Consider the following 21,801-nt stretch of genomic DNA (forward strand, 5'->3'; position numbering starts at 1 on the left):
CTGCCGAACACCGGCACCAGCGGCGCGAAGGGGGGCGATCGTTGCCGCGGGGTAGCGCGCGAGCAGCGTCGCCCAGACGCCGTAGCCGAATAGCGTATTGCCCGCCGCCTGCCATGCGATCGCCGCCCAGGCGCCGATGCCGGCGCCAGTGATACCCATCATGACGGTAGCGGGAACTTCCGCCAGCCGCGCCCATGGGGCAAAAGACCTTGGGCAGGTGCGAACGCGCGGCGATCGGCGATATCGTTCGGATCGGTACTGAGGTGCTGTCCGTGCCCGCCTTGTGCGCGGTCCGGCGATAGGACCATCCGCTTGCCGCCGATCTTGATATTCTGATCGACCAGATCGAAAATTAGGCGGCGAGACTGGCGCACCCGACAGGATTCGAACCTGTGACCTCTGCCTTCGGAGGGCAGCGCTCTATCCAGCTGAGCTACGGGTGCTTGCGGGCGGGGCCTAGCATTCGGTTGGGCGCGGCGCCAGTGCTTTTGGCGTGGGCGGGGCAGCACGGGCTTTAGCGGGGCTGGAAGGTGCAGTGACTCCATCGTTAGGTGCGGTTCATCGCAGCAGAGACCCTGCCGGGCGCGCGGCCTTTACATTTTGCGGGCTGACATGCCATCCGGCTGCGTCGCAAAGCCTGGATATTCCCGATCAGCCGGAGACCGAATCCCATGAAGACCCGCGCAGCCGTTGCCTTTGAAGCTCAGAAGCCGCTGGAGATCGTCGAACTGGACCTCGAAGGACCCAAGGAGGGCGAGGTGCTGGTCGAGCTGATGGCGACGGGCCTGTGCCATACCGACGCCTTCACGCTGTCCGGCGACGATCCGGAAGGATTGTTTCCCTCCGTGCTCGGCCATGAGGGCGCGGGCATCGTGCGCGAAGTGGGTTCAGGCGTCACCAGCGTGAAGCCGGACGATCATGTCATCCCGCTCTACACCGCCGAGTGCCGGGAATGCGAATATTGCCTCAACCCCAAGACGAACCTCTGTCAGGCCGTGCGCGCCACGCAGGGCAAGGGCCTGATGCCGGACGGCACCAGCCGGTTCAGCTACAAGGGGCAGATGATCCATCATTATATGGGCACCTCCACCTTTTCGAACTTCACCGTACTGCCGGAGATTGCGGTGGCGAAGATCCGCGAGGACGCGCCGTTCGACACGACCTGTTATGTCGGCTGCGGCGTGACGACCGGAGTGGGCGCCGTGGTGCATACGGCCAAAGTGGAGCCGGGCAGCCGCGTCGTCGTCTTTGGCCTGGGCGGCATCGGCCTCAACGTCATTCAGGGCGCCAAGTTGGCGGGCGCGAGCCAGATCGTCGGTATTGATCTCAATCCGGACCGCGAGGAATGGGGGCGCAAGTTCGGCATGACGGACTTCCTTAACCCCAAGGACGGCGGCGATATCGTCGAGCGGATCGTGAACCTGACGGGCGGTGGCGCGGATTATTCGTTCGAGTGCATCGGCAATGTTCAGGTGATGCGCCAGGCGCTGGAATGCTGCCATAAGGGCTGGGGCGAAAGCATCATCATCGGCGTGGCGGGCGCGGGCCAGACCATCGAGACGCGGCCTTTCCAACTGGTGACGGGGCGCAACTGGCGCGGTAGTGCCTTTGGCGGCGCACGCGGGCGGACCGATGTGCCCAAGATCGTCGACTGGTATATGAACGGCCAGATCGAGATCGACCCGATGATTACGCACCGCTTTTCGCTGGACGAGATCAACAAGGGCTTCGACCTGATGCACAAGGGTGAGAGCATTCGCGGCGTGGTCATTTACTGAGCACGCGCGCCGTGGAGCCGGAACGCTGGATTTTGACGCTGATGTGCCGGGATCGCAGCGGTATCGTCGCGGCCGTGTCCGGCGCGCTGACCGAGCAGGGCGGCTTCATTCTGGACAGTCAGCAATATGCCGATCTGGAAAGCGGCCGCTTCTTCATGCGGATATGCTTCCAGTCAGCCGGTGAGGGCGGGCTGTCCGATCTCGCCGGCTGGCGGACCCATTTCGCGCCGCTGGCGGTGCGGTTCGAAATGGAACTGGAGCTGACGCGGGCGGACGATAAGCCGCGTGTTCTGGTGGCGGTTTCGAAAGGATCGCACTGCCTGAGCGATCTGCTCTACCGACAGCGTAGCCGATCGCTGGCGGTGGAGATCGCCGCGGTGGTTTCCAACCATGACGATTTGCGCGAGATCGCGGACTGGCACGGGGTGCCCTTCCACCATCTGCCGGTGAGCGATGCCAACCGCATCGAACAGGAAGCTGCGATCGAAGCGCTGATGGACGATTATGGCGCCTCGCACCTGATCCTGGCGCGCTATATGCAGGTTCTGACGCAAGGCTTTGCCGATCGCATGAAAGGCCGCTGCATCAATATCCACCACAGCTTCCTGCCGGGCTTCAAGGGCGCCAATCCCTATGCCCAGGCCTTCGAACGCGGTGTGAAGCTGATCGGCGCGACCGCCCATTTCGTGACCGGCGATCTGGACGAGGGCCCGATAATCGCCCAGGCTGTTGAGCCGGTCGATCACCGCGATTCCGAACGCAGCATGATCCGCAGCGGCAGGGACATCGAGGCGCGCGTGCTGGCGAAGGCCGTGAATGCGGTTGGCGAACGGCGTCTGTTCCTGAACGGCGCGCGCACCGTGGTATTCGAATGATTTGTAACCGGCACGCTTGCCGGACCATGCAGGAGAGGAAATTTCCATGTTTAGTCACGTGATGTTGGGCGCAGACGATATCGATACGTCCAAGGCCTTTTACGACGCCGTCATCGGAGCGCTGGGCGGAGAGCCCGGTCGGGTCGATCCCAAGGGGCGGGTGATCTACATGCATAATGGCGGGATATTCCTGCTGACCAAGCCGATCGATGGGAAGCCGGCGAGCTGCGGCAACGGTTCGACCATCGGCTTTGCTGCGAGCAGCCCTGAACAGGCCGATGCCTGGCATAAGGCAGGCCTCGATCATGGCGGCACGGCGATCGAAGATCCGCCGGGCATCCGTGAAGGGGCGGGCATGAAGCTGTATCTTGCCTATCTGCGCGATCCCGCGGGCAACAAGATCTGCGCCATGCACAGGCCTGCCGCCTGAACGATGGACACGGTCTCGATCAATAAGAGCCATGGCGGCGAGCAGGGCGTGTACAAGCATGCCAGCGACAGCACGGGCACCGAGATGATCTTCTCGGTGTTCGTGCCGCCGCACGAGGCTGGCGCGAAGCTGCCGGTGCTCTGGTATCTGTCCGGCCTCACCTGCGATCATTCGAACGTCACCGAAAAGGGCGAATATCGCGCGGCCTGCGCCGAAGAAGGCGTGATCTTCATCGCGCCGGATACGTCCCCGCGCGGCGATGATGTGCCGGACGAGGACGGCTATGATTTCGGCAAGGGCGCAGGCTTCTATCTCGATGCCACGCAGGATCCCTGGGCGCAGTATTACCGCATGCGCAGCTATATCGAGGATGAGCTGCCCGCGCTGATCGCCGCCGAATTTCCGATGGCAGACATGGCCCGCCAGTCCATCACGGGGCACAGCATGGGCGGCCATGGCGCGCTCACCATCGGTCTGCGCGGCGGCGAGCGCTTCCGCTCGGTCTCCGCTTTCTCGCCGGTGGTGGCGCCGATCGGGGTACCTTGGGGCCAGAAGGCGCTAAGCAAATATCTGGGCGAGGACCGCGCGGCCTGGCGGCAATATGATGCCTGCGCGCTGATTGCCGATGGCGCGCGCGTGCCGGAATTGCTCGTGGAGCAGGGCACGGCGGATCAGTTCCTGGACGAACAGCTGCGGCCGGAGCTTCTGCGCGAGGCATGCGAAAAGGCCGGCATCGACCTGACGCTGAACATGCGCGAAGGCTACGACCACAGCTATTATTTCATCTCGACCTTCCTCGGCGATCATATCCGCTGGCACGCTGAGCGTCTGAAGCGCTGATCCAGCCTTCGTAAATTCGTTTCGCTGGGGCGACCGGGTTTCAAGCTCCGGACGCTTTGCAGCGCTTGCAATCGAACGCCTTTGGCCGACATGCGTTCACAGGATCAAATCCCCAACTTCCAGGCCAAATCTTCAGGAGAGCCCCATGCGCACCATCGATCATTTTATTGCCGGTGAGACCAGCGGCGGGGGATCGCGCACATCGGACGTGTTCAACCCCAATGACGGCACCGTGCAGGCCAAGGTTCCGCTCGGCGATGCCGCGCTGCTGGACCGCGCCGTCGATGCCGCGCAGGCGGCGCAGCCCGAATGGGCGGCCACCAATCCGCAGCGCCGCGCGCGCGTCTTCTTCAAGTTCAAGGAACTGGTCGAAGCGGACATGGAAAACCTCGCCCAGATGCTCTCCAGCGAGCATGGCAAGGTGATCGCGGATTCGCGCGGCGATGTGCAGCGCGGCCTCGACGTCATCGAGTTCTGCTGCGGCATTCCGCATGTGTTGAAGGGCGAATATACGCAAGGCGCCGGGCCGGGCATCGACGTCTATTCGATGCGCCAGCCGCTGGGCATCGGCGCCGGTATCACGCCGTTCAACTTCCCCGCCATGATCCCGATGTGGATGTTCGGCCCGGCCATCGCGGCGGGCAACGCCTTCATCCTGAAACCGTCCGAGCGCGATCCCTCCGTGCCGCGTCGCCTTGCCGAATTGTTCGTCGAGGCCGGTGGCCCCGAAGGCATTCTGCAGGTGGTGCAGGGCGACAAGGAGATGGTCGACGCAATCCTGGATCATCCCGCCATCGGCGGCGTCAGCTTTGTCGGCAGCTCCGACATCGCGCATTATGTCTACAAGCGCGGCGTTGCAGCCGGCAAGCGCGTGCAGGCGATGGGCGGCGCGAAGAACCACGGGATCGTGATGCCCGACGCGGACCTCGACCAGGTTGTGAGCGATTTGTCCGGCGCGGCCTATGGTTCGGCCGGCGAGCGCTGCATGGCACTGCCCGTCGTGGTGCCGGTGGGCGAGGGCACGGCGGAGCGGCTGAAGGAAAAGCTGCTGCCTGCCATCGAGGCGCTGCGCGTCGGCGTGTCGACCGACAAGGACGCGCATTACGGCCCCGTCGTCAACGCCGCGCACAAGAAGCGCGTGGAGGACTGGATCCAGAAGGGCGTGGACGAGGGCGCGGAGCTGGTGGTCGATGGCCGCGGCTTCACGCTGCAGGGTCATGAAGAGGGCTTCTTCATCGGCCCGTCGCTGTTCGATCATGTGCGCCCGGACATGGAAAGCTACAAGGAAGAGATTTTCGGCCCCGTGCTGCAGATCGTGCGCGCCAAGGATTTCGAGGAAGCCCTCACGCTCCCCTCCAAGCACCAATATGGTAATGGCGTGGCCATTTTCACGCGCAACGGCCATGCCGCGCGCGAGTTCGCGCAGCGCGTGAATGTCGGCATGGTCGGCATCAACGTTCCGATACCTGTGCCCGTGGCCTATCACAGCTTCGGCGGCTGGAAACGCTCCGCCTTTGGCGATACCAACCAGCACGGCATGGAGGGCATCAAGTTCTGGACGAAGGTGAAAACCGTGACCCAGCGCTGGCCCGACGGTACTGCCGAAGCCGACAACAAGGACGCCTTCGTCATCCCGACGATGGGCTGAGCAAGAAAAGGAACGTTTTGCATGCGCTACATGCTTCCCATCGTGGCACTGGCCCTCGGCCTTTCCGCCTGTTCGCAGAAGGACGAGAACGCAGCGGCCACCGCCGATGCCGAAGAAGCGGGCATGCAGGAAGGCATGAACTATCCCACCGCGGCGGATGAAAACGCCACGACGGCCGATCAGCCGGTGGAAACGGAAGTTCAGGACAACGTCCTGCCCGGCGCGGACTCTACGTCGGAAGCGACGCCCGCCGCTGAAGCGCAGTAAGCGGACGCTGGGCGCGGGCGATGGAAGAGGATGACGATTTCCTCACCGATCGCTCGCGCCAGCGGGCGGTGCCGAGTGGGCGGTTGTCGCGCCTCGGCACCTTCGGCCGCCTCGCTGGGGGCGTTGCCGGCAATGTGATTGGCGAGGGCGCGCGCCGTCTGGCCGCGGGCGAGCGGCCGCGTGTCAGCGATCTCGTCCTCACCCCCGGCAATGCCAAACGGCTTGCCGATCGCCTCGCCCATCTACGCGGCGCGGCGATGAAGATGGGGCAGATGATCTCGATGGATGCGGGCGATCTGCTGCCGCCCGAACTGGCCGAGATCATGGCCCGGCTGCGCGATCAGGCGCAGCACATGCCGCCGGGACAGCTGAAGACGGTACTGGCCAAGGAATGGGGCAAGGACTGGCGCCGCCGGTTCAAGCGCTTCGGCCCAACGCCCGTTGCCGCCGCCTCGATCGGCCAGGTCCACCGCGCGCAGACGCCGGACGGCCGCGATCTGGCGATCAAGATCCAGTATCCGGGCGTCGCCAAGAGCATCGACAGCGATGTCGACAATGTGGTGACGCTCCTGCGCATCAGCGGGCTGGTGCCCAAGGAACTGGACCTTGCGCCGCTGCTCGACGAGGCGAAGAAGCAGCTGCACGAAGAAGCCGATTATGAGCGCGAGGGCGCGGAAATGGAGCGCTTCGCTCAGCTGCTGGAGGGCGATGATCGCTATGTCGTCCCTCGCCGCGATGACGAATTCACCACCCCGAACGTGCTTGCCATGAGCTTCATCGAAGGCTCCCCGATCGAGGGGATCGCGGACGAGCCGCAGGATGTGCGCAACGAGGTGATGACGCGCCTCATCGAACTGGTGCTGCGCGAGCTGTTCGAATTCGGCCATATGCAGACCGATCCGAACTTCGCCAATTATCGCTATCAGGCCGATGGCGGTCGGCTCGTGCTGCTGGATTTCGGCGCCTCGCGCGCGGTCGAGCGGCATGTGTCGGCCAATTACCGCAATTTGCTGCGCGCGCTGTTTGCCGGTGACCGCGACGCCGTGCGGCAAGGCGCAATCGATGCCGGCTTCCTAGGCCCCGCCGCCGCCGAAAAGCACCGCGCCCTTGTCGACCGCATGATCGACATCGTGCTGCGTGAGATCGGCACGCCCGAGCGCTTCGATTTCGGCGACCGCGCTTTCGTCACGACGCTGGCCGAAATGGGCCAGGAAATGGCCGAAGACCGCGAAACCTGGCATGTGCCGCCCGCCGACATGATCTTCGTCCAGCGCAAGATCAGCGGCACCGCGCTCCTTGCCGCGCGGCTGAAGGCGGTGGTCGATATCCGCGCGCTGTGTGCACCTTATCTGGAAGACGTTCCGCAAGCCTGATCGCGAGGAGGACCTGCGCCTACGCGCTTTGTTGCATTGCATCGCGCCGCCGCTTACCTGCTGAAACTTCCCGAAGCCTTCAGCGAAAGCTCTCCCCGTGACCCAGTCCGCATCGACCAAGTCCACGCCCTATCCCGCGATCGATCCCTCGCCCGACGTGCCGCGCATGGAGGCGGACGTTCTGGAGTTCTGGAAGCGCGAGGGGATTTTCCAGGCGTCGATCGATCAGCGCCCGGCAGAGGTGGACGGCGAGACCAACCAGTTCGTCTTCTATGACGGCCCGCCTTTCGCCAACGGCCTGCCGCATTACGGGCATATGGCCACAGGCTATGTGAAGGATCTGGTCCCGCGCTTCCGCACCATGCAGGGGCGGCGCGTGGAGCGGCGCTTCGGCTGGGACTGCCACGGGCTACCCGCGGAAATGGCGGCGGAAAAGGAGCTCGGCATCTCCGGGCGCCTCGCCATCCTTGATTACGGGATGGACAAATTCAACGATTATTGCCGGGAAAGCGTGCTGCGCTACACCAATGACTGGCAATATTATGTCGAGCGAATGGGCCGCTGGGTCGATTTCGAGAACGACTACAAGACCATGGATCCGACGTTCATGGAAAGCGTGCTGTGGGCGTTCAAGACGCTGTACGACAAGGGGCTGGTCTATCGTGGCAGCCGCGTCGTTCCCTATAGCTGGGCGATGCAGACGCCGCTTTCGAATTTCGAGACGCGGCTCGACAACTCCTATCGTGAGCGCCAGGACCCGGCGCTCACCGTCCTGTTCCGGCTGAAGGAGCCGCTGAAAGACGGCAAGCCCGCAAGCGTTGCCGCCTGGACCACCACGCCCTGGACGCTGCCCAGCAACCTCGCCTGCGCGGTGGGGCCGGAATTCGACTACGCGATCATGGAAAAGGATGGCGAGCATGTCGTCCTCGCCGACGCATTGGTCGAGGCCTATGCCAAGGAGCTGGAAGGCTTTGAAAAGGTCGGCTCGCTGAAGGGCAGCGAACTGGCGGGCCGCGCTTATGAGCCGCTGTTCCCCTTCTTCGCGGATACCGAGAACGCCTTCCGCGTGCTGGCCGCCGATTTCGTGACGTTGGAGAGCGGCACCGGCATCGTCCACACCGCGCCTGCCTTCGGTGAGGATGACCTTGCATTCGGCCGCGCCAACGGCATCCCGCTGGTGGCCCCCGTCGACGATCAGGGCAATTTCACCAAGGAAGTGCCGCCTTATGCGGGCCTCAACATCTTCGACGCGAACAAGGAGATCATCAAGGATCTGAAGGAGGCGGGCAAGGTCCTCCGCCACGAGACCTATCTCCACAATTATCCGCATTGCTGGCGCACGGACACGCCGCTCATCTACAAGGCGATCGACGCCTGGTATGTGGAAGTTACCGCGATCAAGGACCGGATGGTCGAGCTGAACCAGACGATCGACTGGATTCCGGGCCATGTGAAGGACGGCCTGTTCGGCAACTGGCTGGAAAATGCGCGCGACTGGAACATCAGCCGCAACCGTTTCTGGGGCTGCCCGATCCCGATCTGGATGAGCGACGATCCAGACTATCCGCGTATCGACGTCTATGGGTCGCTCGACGAGATCGCCGCCGATTTCGGCCGCCGTCCGGACGATCTGCACCGCCCGCATATCGATGAGTTCGTGCGTCCCAATCCGGACGATCCCAGCGGCAAGGCCATGATGCGCCGCGTGCCCGAAGTGCTCGACGTGTGGTTCGACAGCGGCTCGATGCCGTTCGCACAGCTGCATTATCCGTTCGAGAACAAGGAGAAGTTCGAGAAGAACTTCCCCGCGGACTTCATCGTCGAATATATGGCGCAGACGCGCGGCTGGTTCTACACGCTGATGGTGCTGTCGACCGCTTTGTTCGATAAGGCGCCGTTCCAGAACTGCATCTGCCACGGCGTGGTGCTGGGCGATGACAAGCAGAAGCTCTCCAAGCGCCTCAAAAACTATCCCGATCCCAACAAGGTGTTGGCCGAACATGGATCGGACGCGCTGCGCGTCTACATGCTCAGTTCTTCATTGCTGGCAGGCGGCGATCTCATCATCCATTCGGATGCGCGCGGCATCCAGGAAGCGCTGCGCAAGACCATCCTGCCGCTATGGAACGCGAGCTATTTCTTCACGCTCTACGCCAATGCAGACGGCTACAAGGCGCAGCTGCGCACCGACAGCCGCAACGAGCATGACCGCTATATCCTGGCGAAGACGCGCGAGTTCGTGGAAACGCTGACCGAGCGGCTGGAGGCGAACGACATTCCGGGCGCCTACGGCCTGGTCAGCCCGTTCCTCGACGTCTCCAACAACTGGCATATCCGCCGCAACCGCGCGCGCTTCTGGGGCGCGGAAGTGACCGACGACAAGCGCGATGCGTTTGACACGCTCTACACCGTGCTGGTGACGCTGACGAAGGCGCTGGCCCCGCTGATGCCGTTCGTGACGGAAGCGATCTATCGCAACCTGACCGGCGAAACATCGGTGCATCTGGCCGATTGGCCGGACGTGTCCGCCTTCCCGCAGGAGGCCGAGCTGATCCGCGACATGGACCTTGCGCGAGATATCTGCGGCGCGGGCCTGTCGATCCGCGTGCGTCAGCAGCAGCGCCTGCGCCAGCCGCTGAAAAAGCTCACCATCGCGCACCCTGAGGTGGACCGTCTGCGCCCGTTCGAGGGCACCATTGCGGACGAGCTCAACGTCAAAGCGGTGGGCTTCGATACCGATCCCGCAGCGGTGGGCGAGCTGGTGCTGAAGGTCGATCCGCGCCGCCTCGGCAAACAGCTGGGGCCGAAGATGAAGGACGTGATCGCCGCGTCCAAATCGGGTGACTGGAGTCGCCGCGAGGACGGCACGGTCGAGATCGCGGGCGTGGAGATCGGTGAGGACGACTATGATCTGCTCGTCACCACCGGCGGCAGCGACGAGGACGCACAGATGTTCGATGCCGGCCGGGGCACCGTGTTGCTCGATCTCGAACTGACCGATGAACTGCGCTCCGAAGCCAAGGCGCGCGATTTCGTGCGGCTGGTGCAGGATGCGCGCAAGGAGGCGGACTTCGACGTGTCCGATCGGATCACCATCCGTGCGGGCGGCAGCGATGCCGTGCTGGCGGCGCTACGCGAGCACGAAGCCTATATTCGCGGCGAAACGCTGGCGGAAAAGCTGGAGCTTGGTGTGGAAGCGGGGTCCGCGCATCAGATTGATGGCGAACCCGTCACCGTCGAGGTGACGAGGGTCTGACAGGACCTTATCGGTCTCAAAGGTACGTCATTGCGAGGCGCCCGAAGGGCAACGAAGCAATCCAGGGCGGGTGCAGCGCTGCTGTCGCCCTGGATTGCCGCGTCGCTTCGCTCCTCGCAATGACGTGGCGAGTGATCGCGGCGATCAGTGCTCGATCACGACCTTGCCGACATGGTCCTTCTCGGCGAAGTCCACGAACGCCTGCGCCGCATCGTCGAACGCGTAAGTGCTGTCGATCACCGGCTTCAGCCCGTGCAGATCGATCACGCGCGCCACGTCGCGCAGCATGGCGGTGGAGCCGACCAGGATGCCATGCGCGGTCACCGCTTTCTGGACGAGCAGCCGCGCATGGCTGTCCCCTTCCGTCAGCACGCCGATCATCGCGAGTTGGCCGCCGACGCGCAGCGCTTGCACCGATTTGTCGAACGTGCCCGGCCCGCCGACTTCGATCACCGCGTCCGCGCCCTGGCCGCCGAACGCTTCCCGCACCTTGGCCGGCCAGTCGTCATGCGTCTTGTAGTTCACGCCATGGTCCGCGCTGTGATCGCTTTTCGCCATCGCCAGCTTGTCGTCGGATGAGGACGTGATGCACACTTCCGCGCCCATCGCCTTGGCAATCTGCAGCGCGAACATGCTCACCCCGCCGGTGCCGAGCAGCAACACGCGCGATCCGGCGGTGACCTGACAGGCTTGCAGGCCGTGCCAAGCGGTGACCGCGGCGCAGGGCAAGGTGGCGGCCTCCGCGAAGCTGAGCGAGTCCGGGATCGGCGTCAGCGCGCCCGCGGGGACCGCGACATATTCGGCAAGAAGCCCGCTATCGCCGCCCCCGCCATAAGCGCTGCCGAGCGCTTTGGGTGTGGGAGGACCCTCGGCCCAATCGGCGAAGAAGCAGGACACGACGCGGTCGCCCTCGGCAAAACCGTCCACGCCGTCGCCGATCGCGGCCACTTCGCCGGCGCCATCGGAGAGCGGCACCGCGCCTTCGGGATCGTTGCCGCCATATTGGCCGAGCCGCACCATATGATCGCGATAGTTCAACGAATGCGCGCGCATCCGCACCAGTACTTCGCCATGGCCGGGTTGGGGCCGATTGGCCTCTTCCGCTGTGGGAATGAAATGGTCTCCATCCTTGCGGTGGCGATAGATTTTCATGATGAAGGTCCTTCCGGCTCAGTTCGCTATAAGGTGCGGAGGGCCAACGGTCGGCAAGGCCAGCCGTTGCGTTGCCCGAGCGGAACGAATGGCGCTGCGAGAGCCGTTGCGCCGAAGTGCCCGAAAAAGACGCCGAGTGCTGTTCCGGTGTTTTCGGTCAGCGCCTTCACCCAAAACTGAATTACACCAGTAGGTCTTTGTTTTCACGTCAGCATTTCCGGAAACTGGAGGGGAAGCACCGCCTGAGTTGATCTATGCTGCATCGCAACCAAAGCGCGCTACCGGCATTATCATTCCGTCCGACCCGAGGCGTTTCGTCTCTTGGGCCGGCCCCTTCAATTTGGATCGGGCCTTATGGAATCGCGAACCAGTTCTTTCGGCGTCCCCGCCAAAGTGCGACACATCGCCTTGATCGGCAACGCGCTGCCGCGCCGCTGCGGGCTGGCTACGTTCACCAGCGATACGGCCAATGCGGTGCGCGCGGCGTTTCCGGAGATCACGCTCGATCATTATGCAATGGATGACGGCACGGGCATCGAATATCCCGCCGAAATCCGCACCATCCCCATGCAGGACCGCTCGGCCTACGCCACCGCAGGGCGCGACATCGCGACATCCGGTGCGGACATGCTGTGGGTGCAGCATGAATATGGCATCTATGGCGGGGCGGCGGGCGATTATCTGCTCGATCTGATCAATGCGCTGTCGATCCCGCTGGTGACGACGCTGCATACGCTGCTGGAGCAGCCGTCCGCCGATGAGCGGCAGGTGCTGGACCGGTTGATCGCGCGTTCGGCCAAGTTGATCGTGATGGCCGACAAGGGCCGCAAGATCTTGATCGAAACCTATGGTGTCGATCCCGCCCAGATCGACGTGATCCCGCACGGCGTGCCGGACCGGCCCTATGTCGATCCCGCCAATGCCAAGCCGCGTTTCGATCTGGACGGCCGGAAGCTGATCTTCACCTTCGGCCTCCTCGCTCCGGACAAGGGCATCGAGACGATGATTGCGGCGATGCCGGCCATCGTCACGGCGCATCCCGATGCGCTCTACATCGTGCTGGGCGCCACCCATCCCAACTTGAAACGCCACGAAGGCGAGGCCTATCGCGAGCGGTTGATCGCCCAGGTGGATGAGCTTGGCATGTCGGCGCATGTCCGCTTCATCGACGCCTTCGTCGACACGCCGGATCTGCTCGACTGGCTGGAGGCGGCGGATGTCTATGTGACGCCCTATCTGAAGGAAGGGCAGATCACGTCCGGCACGCTCAGCTACGCCGTAGCGCTCGGAAAGCCGGTGGTGTCCACGCCCTATATCCATGCGCGCGAGATCCTGCGCGGCGACCATGGCGTGCTGGTCGATTTCGCCGATAGCGAAGCACTCGCTTGCGAAATCTCGAAGCTGCTGGCCGATGACGATGCGCGCACGGCGCTCGCTCGCCGCGCTTATGCGCTCGGCCGCACGATGGTGTGGCAGCGGCTTGCCCACCGCGTCATTGGGCTGTTCGAGGAGATGCTGAGGGCCAAGCGTATCCGTTTGGTGCAAAGCCAGGGCGTGCGCTATCTCGCGCCCGATGCGGAAGCGGTGATCCGTATGAGCGATGCCACCGGCATGCTGCAGCACGGGCTTTATTCCATCCCCGATCGCGATCATGGCTATTGCCTGGACGATAATGCCCGCGCGCTCATCCTGATGTGCCGCATGCCGGAGATGGCCGCGGACATGCGCGCTCGCTGGACCAATGTCTACGCCGCCTTCGTCCAGCACGCCTGGGATGGCGAGACACGCCGCTTCCGCAACTTCATGGGGTTCGACAGGCGCTGGCTGGAGGATGAGGGGAGCGAGGACAGCGCGGGCCGCGCGGTCTGGGCGCTGGGCGTTGCCGGCCATGAAGCGCCGGAACCGCGGCATCGCGATTGGGCTTGCTGGCTCTACGATCAGGCAGCGCCGGAGATGGAGAAGGCCGGCTCCCCGCGCGCGATGGCGTTTACCATGCTAGGCGCGGCGGCGATGATGGAGGCAAAGCCCGGCCATGATATCTCGGCAAGACTGCTTACCCATTTCGGCGACGAGCTGCTGCGCCTGCTGGAGGCCGCCCGGCGGCCGGATTGGCCCTGGTTCGAGGCGATGCTGGCCTATGACAATGCGCGCCTGCCCGAGGCGCTGATCCGTGCGGGCCAGGTTCTGGATCGGCAGGATTATCGCGATTGCGGGCTGGAGACGCTGGACTGGATCCTGGAACAGCAGCACGCACCCGAAGGCCATTTCCGCGCCGTAGGCTCGGACAGCTTCGGCCGTGTCTATCAGGCGCCGCAACGGTTCGATCAGCAGCCGCTGGAGGCGCAGGCGGTGATCGACGCCTGCTCCGCCGCCTTTGGCGCCACCGGAGAGGAACGCTGGGCCGCTGCCGCCCACCGCGCCTATCGCTGGTTTCTGGGCGAAAACGATCTCGGCCTGATGGTGGCCAGCCCGCAGGAGAGCAGTTGCCATGATGGGCTGATGCCCACCGGGGTGAACCGCAATCAGGGAGCCGAATCGATCCTGGCATTGCAGCTTTCGAGCTGCGCGATTGCAGTGCTGCCCTCGCTCGGCACCGTACCGATAGAGGCGAACGTCGCATAAAGCGGTTGAGATTGCGCGGCCCAACCGGCAATCGAGCCATATGCTGAAGCGCTTCGATCACGATCTCCGCCTCCACGCCGATCCTTCGCGCGTGGTCGTGCGGCCCTTTCACCTTGCCTGGCAGGCCAGCGGCATCAACAAGAGCCGGTCCGAGCGGCTGGTAGCCGAAGTGCTGGAGATGGAGGACCGCGAGGCCGCCAAGCAGCTGGAAGCCGTGCTGCGCGATTTCGAGCCGCGCCACTGGCAGACCCGCCGCGTGTTCATGACCCGTTTCGAGGAAATCGACGCGCAGATGGAAGAGCCGATGGGCGACATCGGCGATACCAAGCGCCAGCTGATCGGCGCCTATTTCTGCCATGAATATAGCTATGCCGCGGCGGCGATCATGAACCCCAGCGTGGTGCCGCACTGGGACCAATCCGGTATGCCCGAAGGCAGCTGCCGCTTCATCATGTCGCTGCGCACGGTGGGCGAAGGGCATATCAGCTCCGTCGCCTTTCGGGAGGGGATCGCGACGGAGGATGGCGAGCTGCGGCTGGCACCCGAGCCGCCCTTCGCCACCGCCACCGATACCGCGCAGGGCGAGGAAGAGGTGCCCGAGGGCCCTGTTACCGTGATCCGCCATCGGGACAGCACCCTGTCCGGCACCGTCATATTTCCGATCACCGATGCGCAGCGCAACGGGCTGGAGGATCTGCGCCTCGTCCAGTTCACGCATGAGGACGGCTCGACCGAGTGGCTGGGCACCTACACCGCTTATTCGGGACGCGAGATTCAGTCGGAGCTGTTGCGCACGCGCGACTGGCGCCATTTCGACCTGAAACCGATTGCGGGCGCGGCCTCGCGCAACAAGGGCATCGCGCTATTTCCGCGCAAGATCGGCGATCATTATATGGCGATCGGCCGGCAGGACGGGGAGAATCTGTTCCTGCTGAAATCGGATTCGCTGGAGCGCTGGGATGGCGGCGACAAGCTGCTGGAGCCGAAATATCCCTGGGAGTTCGTGCAGATTGGCAATTGCGGTTCACCAATCGAGCTGGACGAGGGCTGGTTGCTCCTGACCCACGGTGTCGGCGCGATGCGCAAATATGCGATCGGCGCGGTGCTTCTGGACAAAGACGATCCGTCCAAGGTTATCGCCCGCGCCGACGAACCGATCCTGACCGCCGCCAATGCGGACCGCGAAGGCTATGTGCCCAATGTGGTCTACACCTGCGGCGCCATGCGGCTCGGCGACACGCTATTCCTGCCCTACGGCATTGCCGACAGCTCGGTCGCCTTCGCGTTCGTGCCGATCAAGGAGTTGTTGGCGCGGCTGAAATAGCTTTCGGGGGCCGGCGTCGATCCCGCTTGTCCCCGGGCACTCCCTCGCTACGGTGGCGCAAAGTCCGAGAGGGAGAGACAATCATGAACTACGCGCTGCACGGCGTCATCGCCGCGCTCCTCGCTATGCCTGCCGCCGCCGCCCCGTCTGCGGCCTGGGCACAGGAATATGGCGATCCGCCGCCGCTTGAGCAGACCGAGGGGCCGGAGGATGAGGTGATCTCCAGCACGGCGAAGGACGAGGATCCCTCGCAGCTCCCGCAGTCGGACGAAGCACCTGCGCCCGCCGCCACGCCGGCTGCGAACGCGGTCGATCCGGCCAGCGTGGACATCTGGGACGTGAACAATCCGCCCGGTTTCCAGATCACTCAGGTGCCGATCAATGTGGATGAAGGCAGCTGGATCGATCTCGACGTCAGCCCGGACGGCCGCACCATCGCCTTTGCGCTGCTGGGCGATATCTACACCATGCCGATATCGGGCGGTACGCCGGTGCGCATCGCCGAGGGGCTGGCCTGGGAAGTGCAGCCGCGCTTCTCGCCGGATGGCAGCCGCATCGCCTTCACCTCGGACCGGGGCGGCGGCGACAATATCTGGATCATGAACGCCGATGGCTCTGACAAGCGCGAGGTGACGAAGGAGGAGTTTCGCCTTCTGAACCAGCCGAGCTGGTCCCCGGATGGACGTTACATCGCTGCCAAGAAGCATTTCACCACCGGCCGTTCGCTCGGCACGGGCGAAATCTGGCTCTACCATGTGTAGGGCGGATCGGGCGTGCAGCTGGTCGAACGGCCCAGCGAGCAGTGGCAGAAGGAACTGGGCGAGCCTGTCTTCGCGGCGAACGGCAACGCGGTCTACTACACCAAGAACGTTACGCCCGGGCCGATCTTCGAATATGCGCAGGATTCGAACCAGGATCTGTTCGATATCTTGCGCTACGATCTGGAAACCGGCGAGACGACCACCGCGATCAGCGGCCTGGGCGGCGCGGTGCGTCCGCAGCCTTCGCCCGACGGCAAGCGCATCGCCTTCGTCCGGCGCGAGGACGGCAAGTCGAAGCTGTGGGTGAAGGACATGACATCGGGCGCGGTGAAGGAGATCTATGGCGATCTCGACCGCGATGTGCAGGAAACCTGGGCGGTCACTGGCGTCTATCCGAACATGGCCTGGACGCCGGACAGTAATTCGATCGTTTTTTGGGCGGGCGGAAAGATCCGCCGCATCGATGCGGATGGCGGCAATGCCGCTATCATCCCGTTCCGCGTGAACGACACGCGCGGTGTCTCCAAGGCGCCGCATCCGATGATCCCGGTGGGGCCGGACAGTTTCACGGCCAAGATGCCGCGCTTTGCCGAAGTCTCGCCCGACGGGCGCCGCGTGGTGTTCGAAAGCCTCGGCAAGCTCTATGTGAAGGACATGGGCGCCGGTACGCCGCGCCGCCTCACCAGCGGTGAGGGTGGTAGCCGCGAGCTGTTTCCCAGCTGGTCGCGCGACGGCAGCAGCATCGTCTATGTTGACTGGACGGACGAGGGGCTGGGCACGATCCGCACCATCTCCGCCAATGGAGGAAACGGCCGCGAGGTGACGAGCCAGCCGGGCCATTATGCGCGCCCGCATTTGTCGCCGGACGGCAAGCTGATCGTGTTCGAAAAGCATGAAGGCGGATATCTCACCGCGCCGGAATGGTCCGAAAATCCGGGCGTCTATACCGTTCCCGCATCGGGCGGCACGCCGAAGCTGATCAACCGCGATGCCGCGCGCGGGCAATTCGCCGCGGACGGCGCACGCATCTTCATGATCGACCGTTCCGCCGACAAGACCGAGCTGTTCAGCACCGATTTGAATGGCCAGGACAAGCGCGTCCACGCCAAAGGGGAGCTGATCAACGACTTCGCGGTGGGGCCGAACGGGGATTATCTCGCCTTCCGTCAGAATTACGAGGCGTTCGTGGCACCGCTGCTGCCGGGCGGGCAGAATGTGTCGCTCTCGCCCGATGCCAAGGCGCTGCCGGTGGTCCGCGTGAGCGAGGGCGGGGCGGACTATATCCATTTCCAAGGCGACGGATCGCGCCTCCACTGGTCGATGGGGCCGACGCTCTACACCGCCGATATCGCCAACCTGTTTCCCAGCTGGCCGCCGGCCGAGGGGCAGAATCCTGTGGCCTTCACGCCGCCGCGCTCCGGTGTGTCACTGGCGCGGACGGTGCGGGCGGACAAGCATCAGGGCCGCATCGCGCTCACCGGCGCGCGCATCGTCACCATGGCGGGCGCGGACGGCGGCGTGATCGAGAACGGCACGGTGCTGATTGACGGGGACCGTATCGCCGCCATCGGCCCCGCTGCCTCCGTGCGGGTGCCCGCCGGCACGAAGACGGTGGATGTGACGGGCAAGACCATCATCCCCGGTCTGGTCGATGCGCATGCGCACGGGCCGCAGGGCACGGATGAGCTGGTGCCGCAGCAGAACTGGTCGGCGGTCCAGAACCTTGCCCTCGGCACCACCACGATCCACGACCCGTCCAGCACGGCGAGCGAGATTTTCGTCGCGAGCGAAATGCAGCAGGCGGGCGATCTGCTCGCCCCGCGCATCTTTTCGACCGGAGAGGTGATCTACGGTGCGAAGGCTTATGGCGTTTATGCGGAGATCGACAAATATCAGGACGCGCTCGATCATGTCCGGCGGCTGAAAGCGCAAGGCGCTTATTCGGTGAAGAACTACAACCAACCCCGGCGCGAACAGCGCCAGATGGTGGTTGCCGCCTCGCGCGCCGAAAACATGCTGGTCGTGGCCGAGGGCGGCTCGCTCTACGGCATGGACATGAACCTGGTCGCGGACGGCAATTCCACCTTGGAGCACAATGTTCCGCTCGAAACCTTTTACGAAGACGTGCTGCAGTTCTTCGGCCAGTCGGATACCAACAATACGCCCACGCTCGTCGTCACCTATGGCGGGCTGGCGGGCGATCCCTATTGGCGCCAGGCGATGAACATTTATGAGCATCCGCTGCTGAAGGCGCACACTCCGCCTGCCGCTTTGGCCGCCGCGGGCAAGCGCGTGACCAAGGCACCCGAAGAGGCGTTCGCGGACGACGACAACGCCCGCGAGGCGCAGAAGCTGGCTCAGCGCGGCGTGAAGGTCGCCATCGGCGCGCATGGCCAGCAGGCGGGTATCGGTTCGCATTGGGAGCTGTGGAGCTTCGTGCGCGGCGGCATGACTCCGTTAGAGGCGCTGGGTGCAGGCACCATCGTCGCCGCGCAGTCGCTCGGCATGAACCGCGATATCGGCTCGCTCGAACAGGGCAAGCTCGCCGATCTGGTGGTGCTCGATGCAGATCCGACGGTCGACATCCGCAATTCGGATGACATTGCCTATGTCATGCTCGGTGGGCGAATGTATGACCCGGTGACCATGAACGAGGTCGAGACCGGCGATACGAAGCGCATGCCCTATTTCTGGGAGAATTGAGGGCAGGCCTCGATCCCCACGAAAAAAAGCCGTCCCGTGAGCGATTGCGGGGCGGCTTTTTTGTTTGGCTAGAACGGCAAACGGTTAGGCCGCCGTCAGCTTCTCGAATTCGCTAAGATACCTCAGGAAGGCCGGGTCTGGCCTTCGCCGTGGACAACCGTCTTGTAGGTGGTGAGGCCTTCCAGTGCCACGGGGCCTCGGGCGTGGAGGCGGCCGGTGGCGATGCCGATTTCCGCGCCGAAGCCGAATTCGCCGCCGTCGGCGAACTGGGTCGAGGCGTTGTGCATCACGATGGCGCTGTCGACTTCCTGCAGGAAGCGGGCGGCGATGGACTTGTCTTCCGTGACGATCGAATCGGTATGGTGGCTGCCATGTTCGGCGATGTGGCGGGCCGCGCCGTCGACGCCGTCGACCAGCCGGGCCGAAACGATGGGCTCCAGATATTCGGTGTCCCAATCTTCGTCACTGGCGGCTTTGACGCGCGCGTCCATCTGCTCGACCTTCGCGTCTCCGCGCACCTCGCAACCTGCATCCAGCAGGCCTTTGATCACATCGGGCGCGAAGCTCTGCGCGGCTTCGTCGATCAGCAGCGTTTCCATCGCGCCGCAAATGCCGGTGCGGCGCATCTTGGCGTTGACCGCGATCTCGCGCGCCTTTTCGGGGTCCGCCGCGCCGTCGACATAGACGTGGCAGATGCCGTCGAGATGGGCGAGCACGGGAACGCGCGCTTCTTCCTGCACGCGCGCAACGAGGCCCTTGCCGCCGCGCGGAATGATGATGTCGATCAGACCCGCGGCCTTCAGCATGGAGCCGACGGCGCCCCGATCCTGCGTCGGCATCAGCTGAACCGCATCGCCGGGCAGGCCCGCCTTTTCGACGCCCTTGACGATGGAGGCGTGGATTGCGCGGTTGGAATGCACCGCTTCCGATCCGCCGCGCAGGATGGCGGCATTGCCGGCCATCAGGCACAGAAGGCCCGCATCGGCGGTGACGTTGGGACGGCTTTCGTAAATGATGCCGACCACGCCCAGCGGCACCCGGCGGCGTTCGAACTTCAGGCCGTTGGGCTGTTCCCACTCCTTGATGATCTCACCCACCGGATCGGGCAGGCTGGCCACCTGATCGGCGGCATCGGCGATCCCGTTCAGCCGATCTTGATCCAGCTTCAGGCGGTCCTGCATCGCAGCGGGAAGGTCGCTCGCATTTTCCATGTCCTTGGCGTTCGCTTCCAGGATGGCGGCGCTGTCGTCGCGCATCGCCTGCGCGGCGGCCTTCACCGCAGCCGCCTTCTCCTCCGTCGTGGCGAGGGCAAGGCGCATCGCGGCGGCGCGGGCCTTTTCGCCCATGTCCTGGATCAGCTGGTCATGATTGTCGGCCATGAAAAATGGGTCTCCTTCGATAGATGGTGCCGGAGGGCCATCGCAGCGCCAAGGCGCGCGAACGCAGTCCGCCGTGCGGGAACGTTTCCTTTCGTCAATGATCGGGCGGGCAGATGGTTGCCCGTCCGCGTCGACGCCGCGGAGGCGTGCTCAGACGAGCAGGACGAGGTTGTTCTTGTCGATCAGCGATCCGCGCGGGGCATAACCTAGGATCGCCTCCTGCTCGTCCGCATCCTTGCCGCACAGCGACTTGGCGTCGTTATCGTCATAGCTGATGAGGCCGCGGGCGATCAGCTGGCCGGTCTCGTCATGGATATCGACCGAATCGCCGCGCGAAAATTCGCCTTCCACCTTGGTCACGCCTTCGGTGAGCAGGCTGTCGCCGTTCATCAGATGCTTTCTGGCGTTTTCGTTGACGTGCAGCGTGCCGCGCACGTCGATCTTGCCCGCGATCCAGGCCTTGCGCTTGTCCACGCCGCCTTCGGCCGTGAACACCGTGCCGTCGCCGGTATCGCGGAAGCGGATGATCGGGTTGGGCTTCTGCCCGTCCGCGATGGCAAGCTGGATGCCGCTGGCAACCGCGATGCGCGCGGCCTCCACCTTTGAACCCATGCCGCCGGTCCCGGGCCCGGTGGGCGGGCCGAGATCCACGTCGAGATCGGCCACACTGTCCACCGTCTTCAGGAAGATCGCGTCCGGGTCCTTGCCCGGATCGGCCGAGAACAGGCCGGTGACGTTCGACAGCAGCAACACCATGTCCGCATGCGCTGCCTGCGCCACGCGCGCGGCCAGACGATCATTATCGCCGAAGCGAATCTCGCGCGTGGTGACGCTGTCATTTTCGTTGATGATCGGGGTGACGCCGAGCGAGAGCAGCCGCTCGATCGTGTCCGAGGCGTTCAGATAGCGGCGCCGGTCCTGCAGGTCTTCCAGCGTCACCAGAATCTGCGCGGCGCGGCGGCGATGCGCGCGCAACAGTTCGGAGAACAGGCCGGAAAGGGCGATCTGGCCCGTCGCGGCGGAGGCCTGGCCATCGTCGAGGCTGCTCTTGCCGCCCGCGGGCAGATCGAGGATGCGCGCGCCGAGCGCGACTGCGCCGGAGGCAACGAGGATCACCTCGATATCGTTTTCACGCCGCAGGGTCTCCAGATCGTCGATCAGGCTGGCAAGCCAGTAACGCTCCACCTCGCCTTCGGGAGAGACGAGGAGGGCGGAGCCGATCTTCACGACCAGGCGCTTCACGCCATCGAAAGGGGAGGCCATGGGATATCCTTCTTGGACAGTTCAGGTCACGGGCGGCGCACCGCGATACCCAAAGGGCAGCGCGCCAGGCGGGGGCACACATAGGGAGCGAATCCGCGAAGGTCGAGGCCGGGAGCCGAATTTTGCGCGG

At 64.3% G+C, this 21,801-nt stretch carries 14 protein-coding genes, 1 tRNA gene and 1 pseudogene; 11 read left to right on the forward strand and 5 right to left on the reverse strand.

The window, feature by feature from the left end; translation table 11 throughout:
- Nucleotides 1–158 precede the first annotated feature (158 nt).
- A complete protein-coding gene (locus H7X45_RS12170) occupies nt 159–374 on the reverse strand; it encodes a hypothetical protein (RefSeq protein WP_187335113.1) in 216 nt (71 codons plus the stop codon).
- Nucleotides 367–443 (reverse strand) — tRNA-Arg (locus H7X45_RS12175). The genes H7X45_RS12170 and H7X45_RS12175 overlap by 8 nt, the downstream gene beginning before the upstream one ends.
- 228 nt (nt 444–671) lie before the next feature.
- On the opposite strand from H7X45_RS12175, the gene H7X45_RS12180 reads away from it, so the two are divergent.
- The 8 genes from H7X45_RS12180 (at nt 672) to ileS (ending at nt 10,467) form a co-directional block, all read left to right on the forward strand.
- A complete protein-coding gene (locus H7X45_RS12180) occupies nt 672–1,778 on the forward strand; it encodes an S-(hydroxymethyl)glutathione dehydrogenase/class III alcohol dehydrogenase (protein ID WP_187335114.1) in 1,107 nt (368 codons plus the stop codon).
- A 41-nt stretch (nt 1,779–1,819) separates the two neighbouring features.
- Complete coding sequence (gene purU, locus H7X45_RS12185) at nt 1,820–2,653, forward strand: formyltetrahydrofolate deformylase (RefSeq protein WP_246449899.1); 834 nt, start codon at nt 1,820–1,822, stop codon at nt 2,651–2,653.
- Nucleotides 2,654–2,699: 46 nt separating this feature from the next.
- The gene (locus H7X45_RS12190) at nt 2,700–3,083 is read left to right on the forward strand and encodes a VOC family protein (protein ID WP_187335115.1); all 384 of its coding nucleotides are present in this window, start codon (nt 2,700–2,702) and stop codon (nt 3,081–3,083) included.
- Nucleotides 3,084–3,086: 3 nt separating this feature from the next.
- The gene (gene fghA, locus H7X45_RS12195; RefSeq protein WP_187335116.1) at nt 3,087–3,923 is read left to right on the forward strand and encodes an S-formylglutathione hydrolase; all 837 of its coding nucleotides are present in this window, start codon (nt 3,087–3,089) and stop codon (nt 3,921–3,923) included.
- Nucleotides 3,924–4,068: 145 nt separating this feature from the next.
- Complete coding sequence (locus tag H7X45_RS12200) at nt 4,069–5,571, forward strand: CoA-acylating methylmalonate-semialdehyde dehydrogenase (protein ID WP_187335117.1); 1,503 nt, start codon at nt 4,069–4,071, stop codon at nt 5,569–5,571.
- Nucleotides 5,572–5,592: 21 nt separating this feature from the next.
- A complete protein-coding gene (locus H7X45_RS12205; protein WP_187335118.1) occupies nt 5,593–5,838 on the forward strand; it encodes a hypothetical protein in 246 nt (81 codons plus the stop codon).
- A 20-nt stretch (nt 5,839–5,858) separates the two neighbouring features.
- Nucleotides 5,859–7,211, forward strand: a complete 1,353-nt coding sequence (locus H7X45_RS12210; RefSeq protein ID WP_187335119.1) for an ABC1 kinase family protein — start codon at nt 5,859–5,861, stop codon at nt 7,209–7,211.
- Nucleotides 7,212–7,308: 97 nt separating this feature from the next.
- On the forward strand, nt 7,309–10,467 hold the full coding sequence (ileS, locus tag H7X45_RS12215) for an isoleucine--tRNA ligase (protein WP_214645494.1): 3,159 nt from the start codon (nt 7,309–7,311) through the stop codon (nt 10,465–10,467).
- Between the two features lie 144 nt (nt 10,468–10,611).
- Here the strand turns inward: ileS and H7X45_RS12220 are convergent, their stop codons facing one another.
- Complete coding sequence (locus H7X45_RS12220; RefSeq protein ID WP_187335120.1) at nt 10,612–11,619, reverse strand: zinc-dependent alcohol dehydrogenase family protein; 1,008 nt, start codon at nt 11,617–11,619, stop codon at nt 10,612–10,614.
- Nucleotides 11,620–11,973: 354 nt separating this feature from the next.
- On the opposite strand from H7X45_RS12220, the gene H7X45_RS12225 reads away from it, so the two are divergent.
- From H7X45_RS12225 to H7X45_RS12235, 3 genes and pseudogenes are all read left to right on the forward strand, one after another.
- The gene (locus H7X45_RS12225) at nt 11,974–14,241 is read left to right on the forward strand and encodes a glycosyltransferase family 4 protein (protein ID WP_187335121.1); all 2,268 of its coding nucleotides are present in this window, start codon (nt 11,974–11,976) and stop codon (nt 14,239–14,241) included.
- 40 nt (nt 14,242–14,281) lie between these two features.
- Nucleotides 14,282–15,565, forward strand: a complete 1,284-nt coding sequence (locus H7X45_RS12230) for a glycoside hydrolase family 130 protein (protein WP_187335122.1) — start codon at nt 14,282–14,284, stop codon at nt 15,563–15,565.
- Nucleotides 15,566–15,648: 83 nt separating this feature from the next.
- Nucleotides 15,649–19,029: pseudogene (locus H7X45_RS12235) on the forward strand (amidohydrolase family protein).
- 122 nt (nt 19,030–19,151) lie between these two features.
- On the opposite strand, the gene H7X45_RS12240 reads toward H7X45_RS12235, so the two are convergent.
- A complete protein-coding gene (locus H7X45_RS12240) occupies nt 19,152–20,408 on the reverse strand; it encodes a glutamate-5-semialdehyde dehydrogenase (protein WP_187335123.1) in 1,257 nt (418 codons plus the stop codon).
- 150 nt (nt 20,409–20,558) lie between these two features.
- Nucleotides 20,559–21,671: a glutamate 5-kinase gene (gene proB / locus H7X45_RS12245; RefSeq protein WP_187335124.1), complete on the reverse strand. Its 1,113-nt coding sequence runs from the start codon at nt 21,669–21,671 to the stop codon at nt 20,559–20,561.
- Between the last annotated feature and the right edge of the window lie 130 nt (nt 21,672–21,801).

Origin of the sequence: Novosphingopyxis iocasae (genome assembly GCF_014334095.1) — a bacterium.
GTDB classification, from domain to species: domain Bacteria; phylum Pseudomonadota; class Alphaproteobacteria; order Sphingomonadales; family Sphingomonadaceae; genus Novosphingopyxis; species Novosphingopyxis iocasae.

What these genes read in the sequence shown, in the direction of transcription:
- H7X45_RS12180 (WP_187335114.1), top strand. Translation starts at nt 672, where the DNA reads ATGAAGACCCGCGCAGCCGTTGCCTTTGAAGCTCAGAAGCCGCTGGAG.
- purU (WP_246449899.1), top strand. Translation starts at nt 1,820, where the DNA reads ATGTGCCGGGATCGCAGCGGTATCGTCGCGGCCGTGTCCGGCGCGCTG.
- H7X45_RS12190 (WP_187335115.1), top strand. Translation starts at nt 2,700, where the DNA reads ATGTTTAGTCACGTGATGTTGGGCGCAGACGATATCGATACGTCCAAG.
- fghA (WP_187335116.1), top strand. Translation starts at nt 3,087, where the DNA reads ATGGACACGGTCTCGATCAATAAGAGCCATGGCGGCGAGCAGGGCGTG.
- H7X45_RS12200 (WP_187335117.1), top strand. Translation starts at nt 4,069, where the DNA reads ATGCGCACCATCGATCATTTTATTGCCGGTGAGACCAGCGGCGGGGGA.
- H7X45_RS12205 (WP_187335118.1), top strand. Translation starts at nt 5,593, where the DNA reads ATGCGCTACATGCTTCCCATCGTGGCACTGGCCCTCGGCCTTTCCGCC.
- H7X45_RS12210 (WP_187335119.1), top strand. Translation starts at nt 5,859, where the DNA reads ATGGAAGAGGATGACGATTTCCTCACCGATCGCTCGCGCCAGCGGGCG.
- H7X45_RS12220 (WP_187335120.1), bottom strand. Translation starts at nt 11,619, where the DNA reads ATGAAAATCTATCGCCACCGCAAGGATGGAGACCATTTCATTCCCACA.
- H7X45_RS12225 (WP_187335121.1), top strand. Translation starts at nt 11,974, where the DNA reads ATGGAATCGCGAACCAGTTCTTTCGGCGTCCCCGCCAAAGTGCGACAC.
- H7X45_RS12230 (WP_187335122.1), top strand. Translation starts at nt 14,282, where the DNA reads ATGCTGAAGCGCTTCGATCACGATCTCCGCCTCCACGCCGATCCTTCG.
- H7X45_RS12240 (WP_187335123.1), bottom strand. Translation starts at nt 20,408, where the DNA reads ATGGCCGACAATCATGACCAGCTGATCCAGGACATGGGCGAAAAGGCC.
- proB (WP_187335124.1), bottom strand. Translation starts at nt 21,671, where the DNA reads ATGGCCTCCCCTTTCGATGGCGTGAAGCGCCTGGTCGTGAAGATCGGC.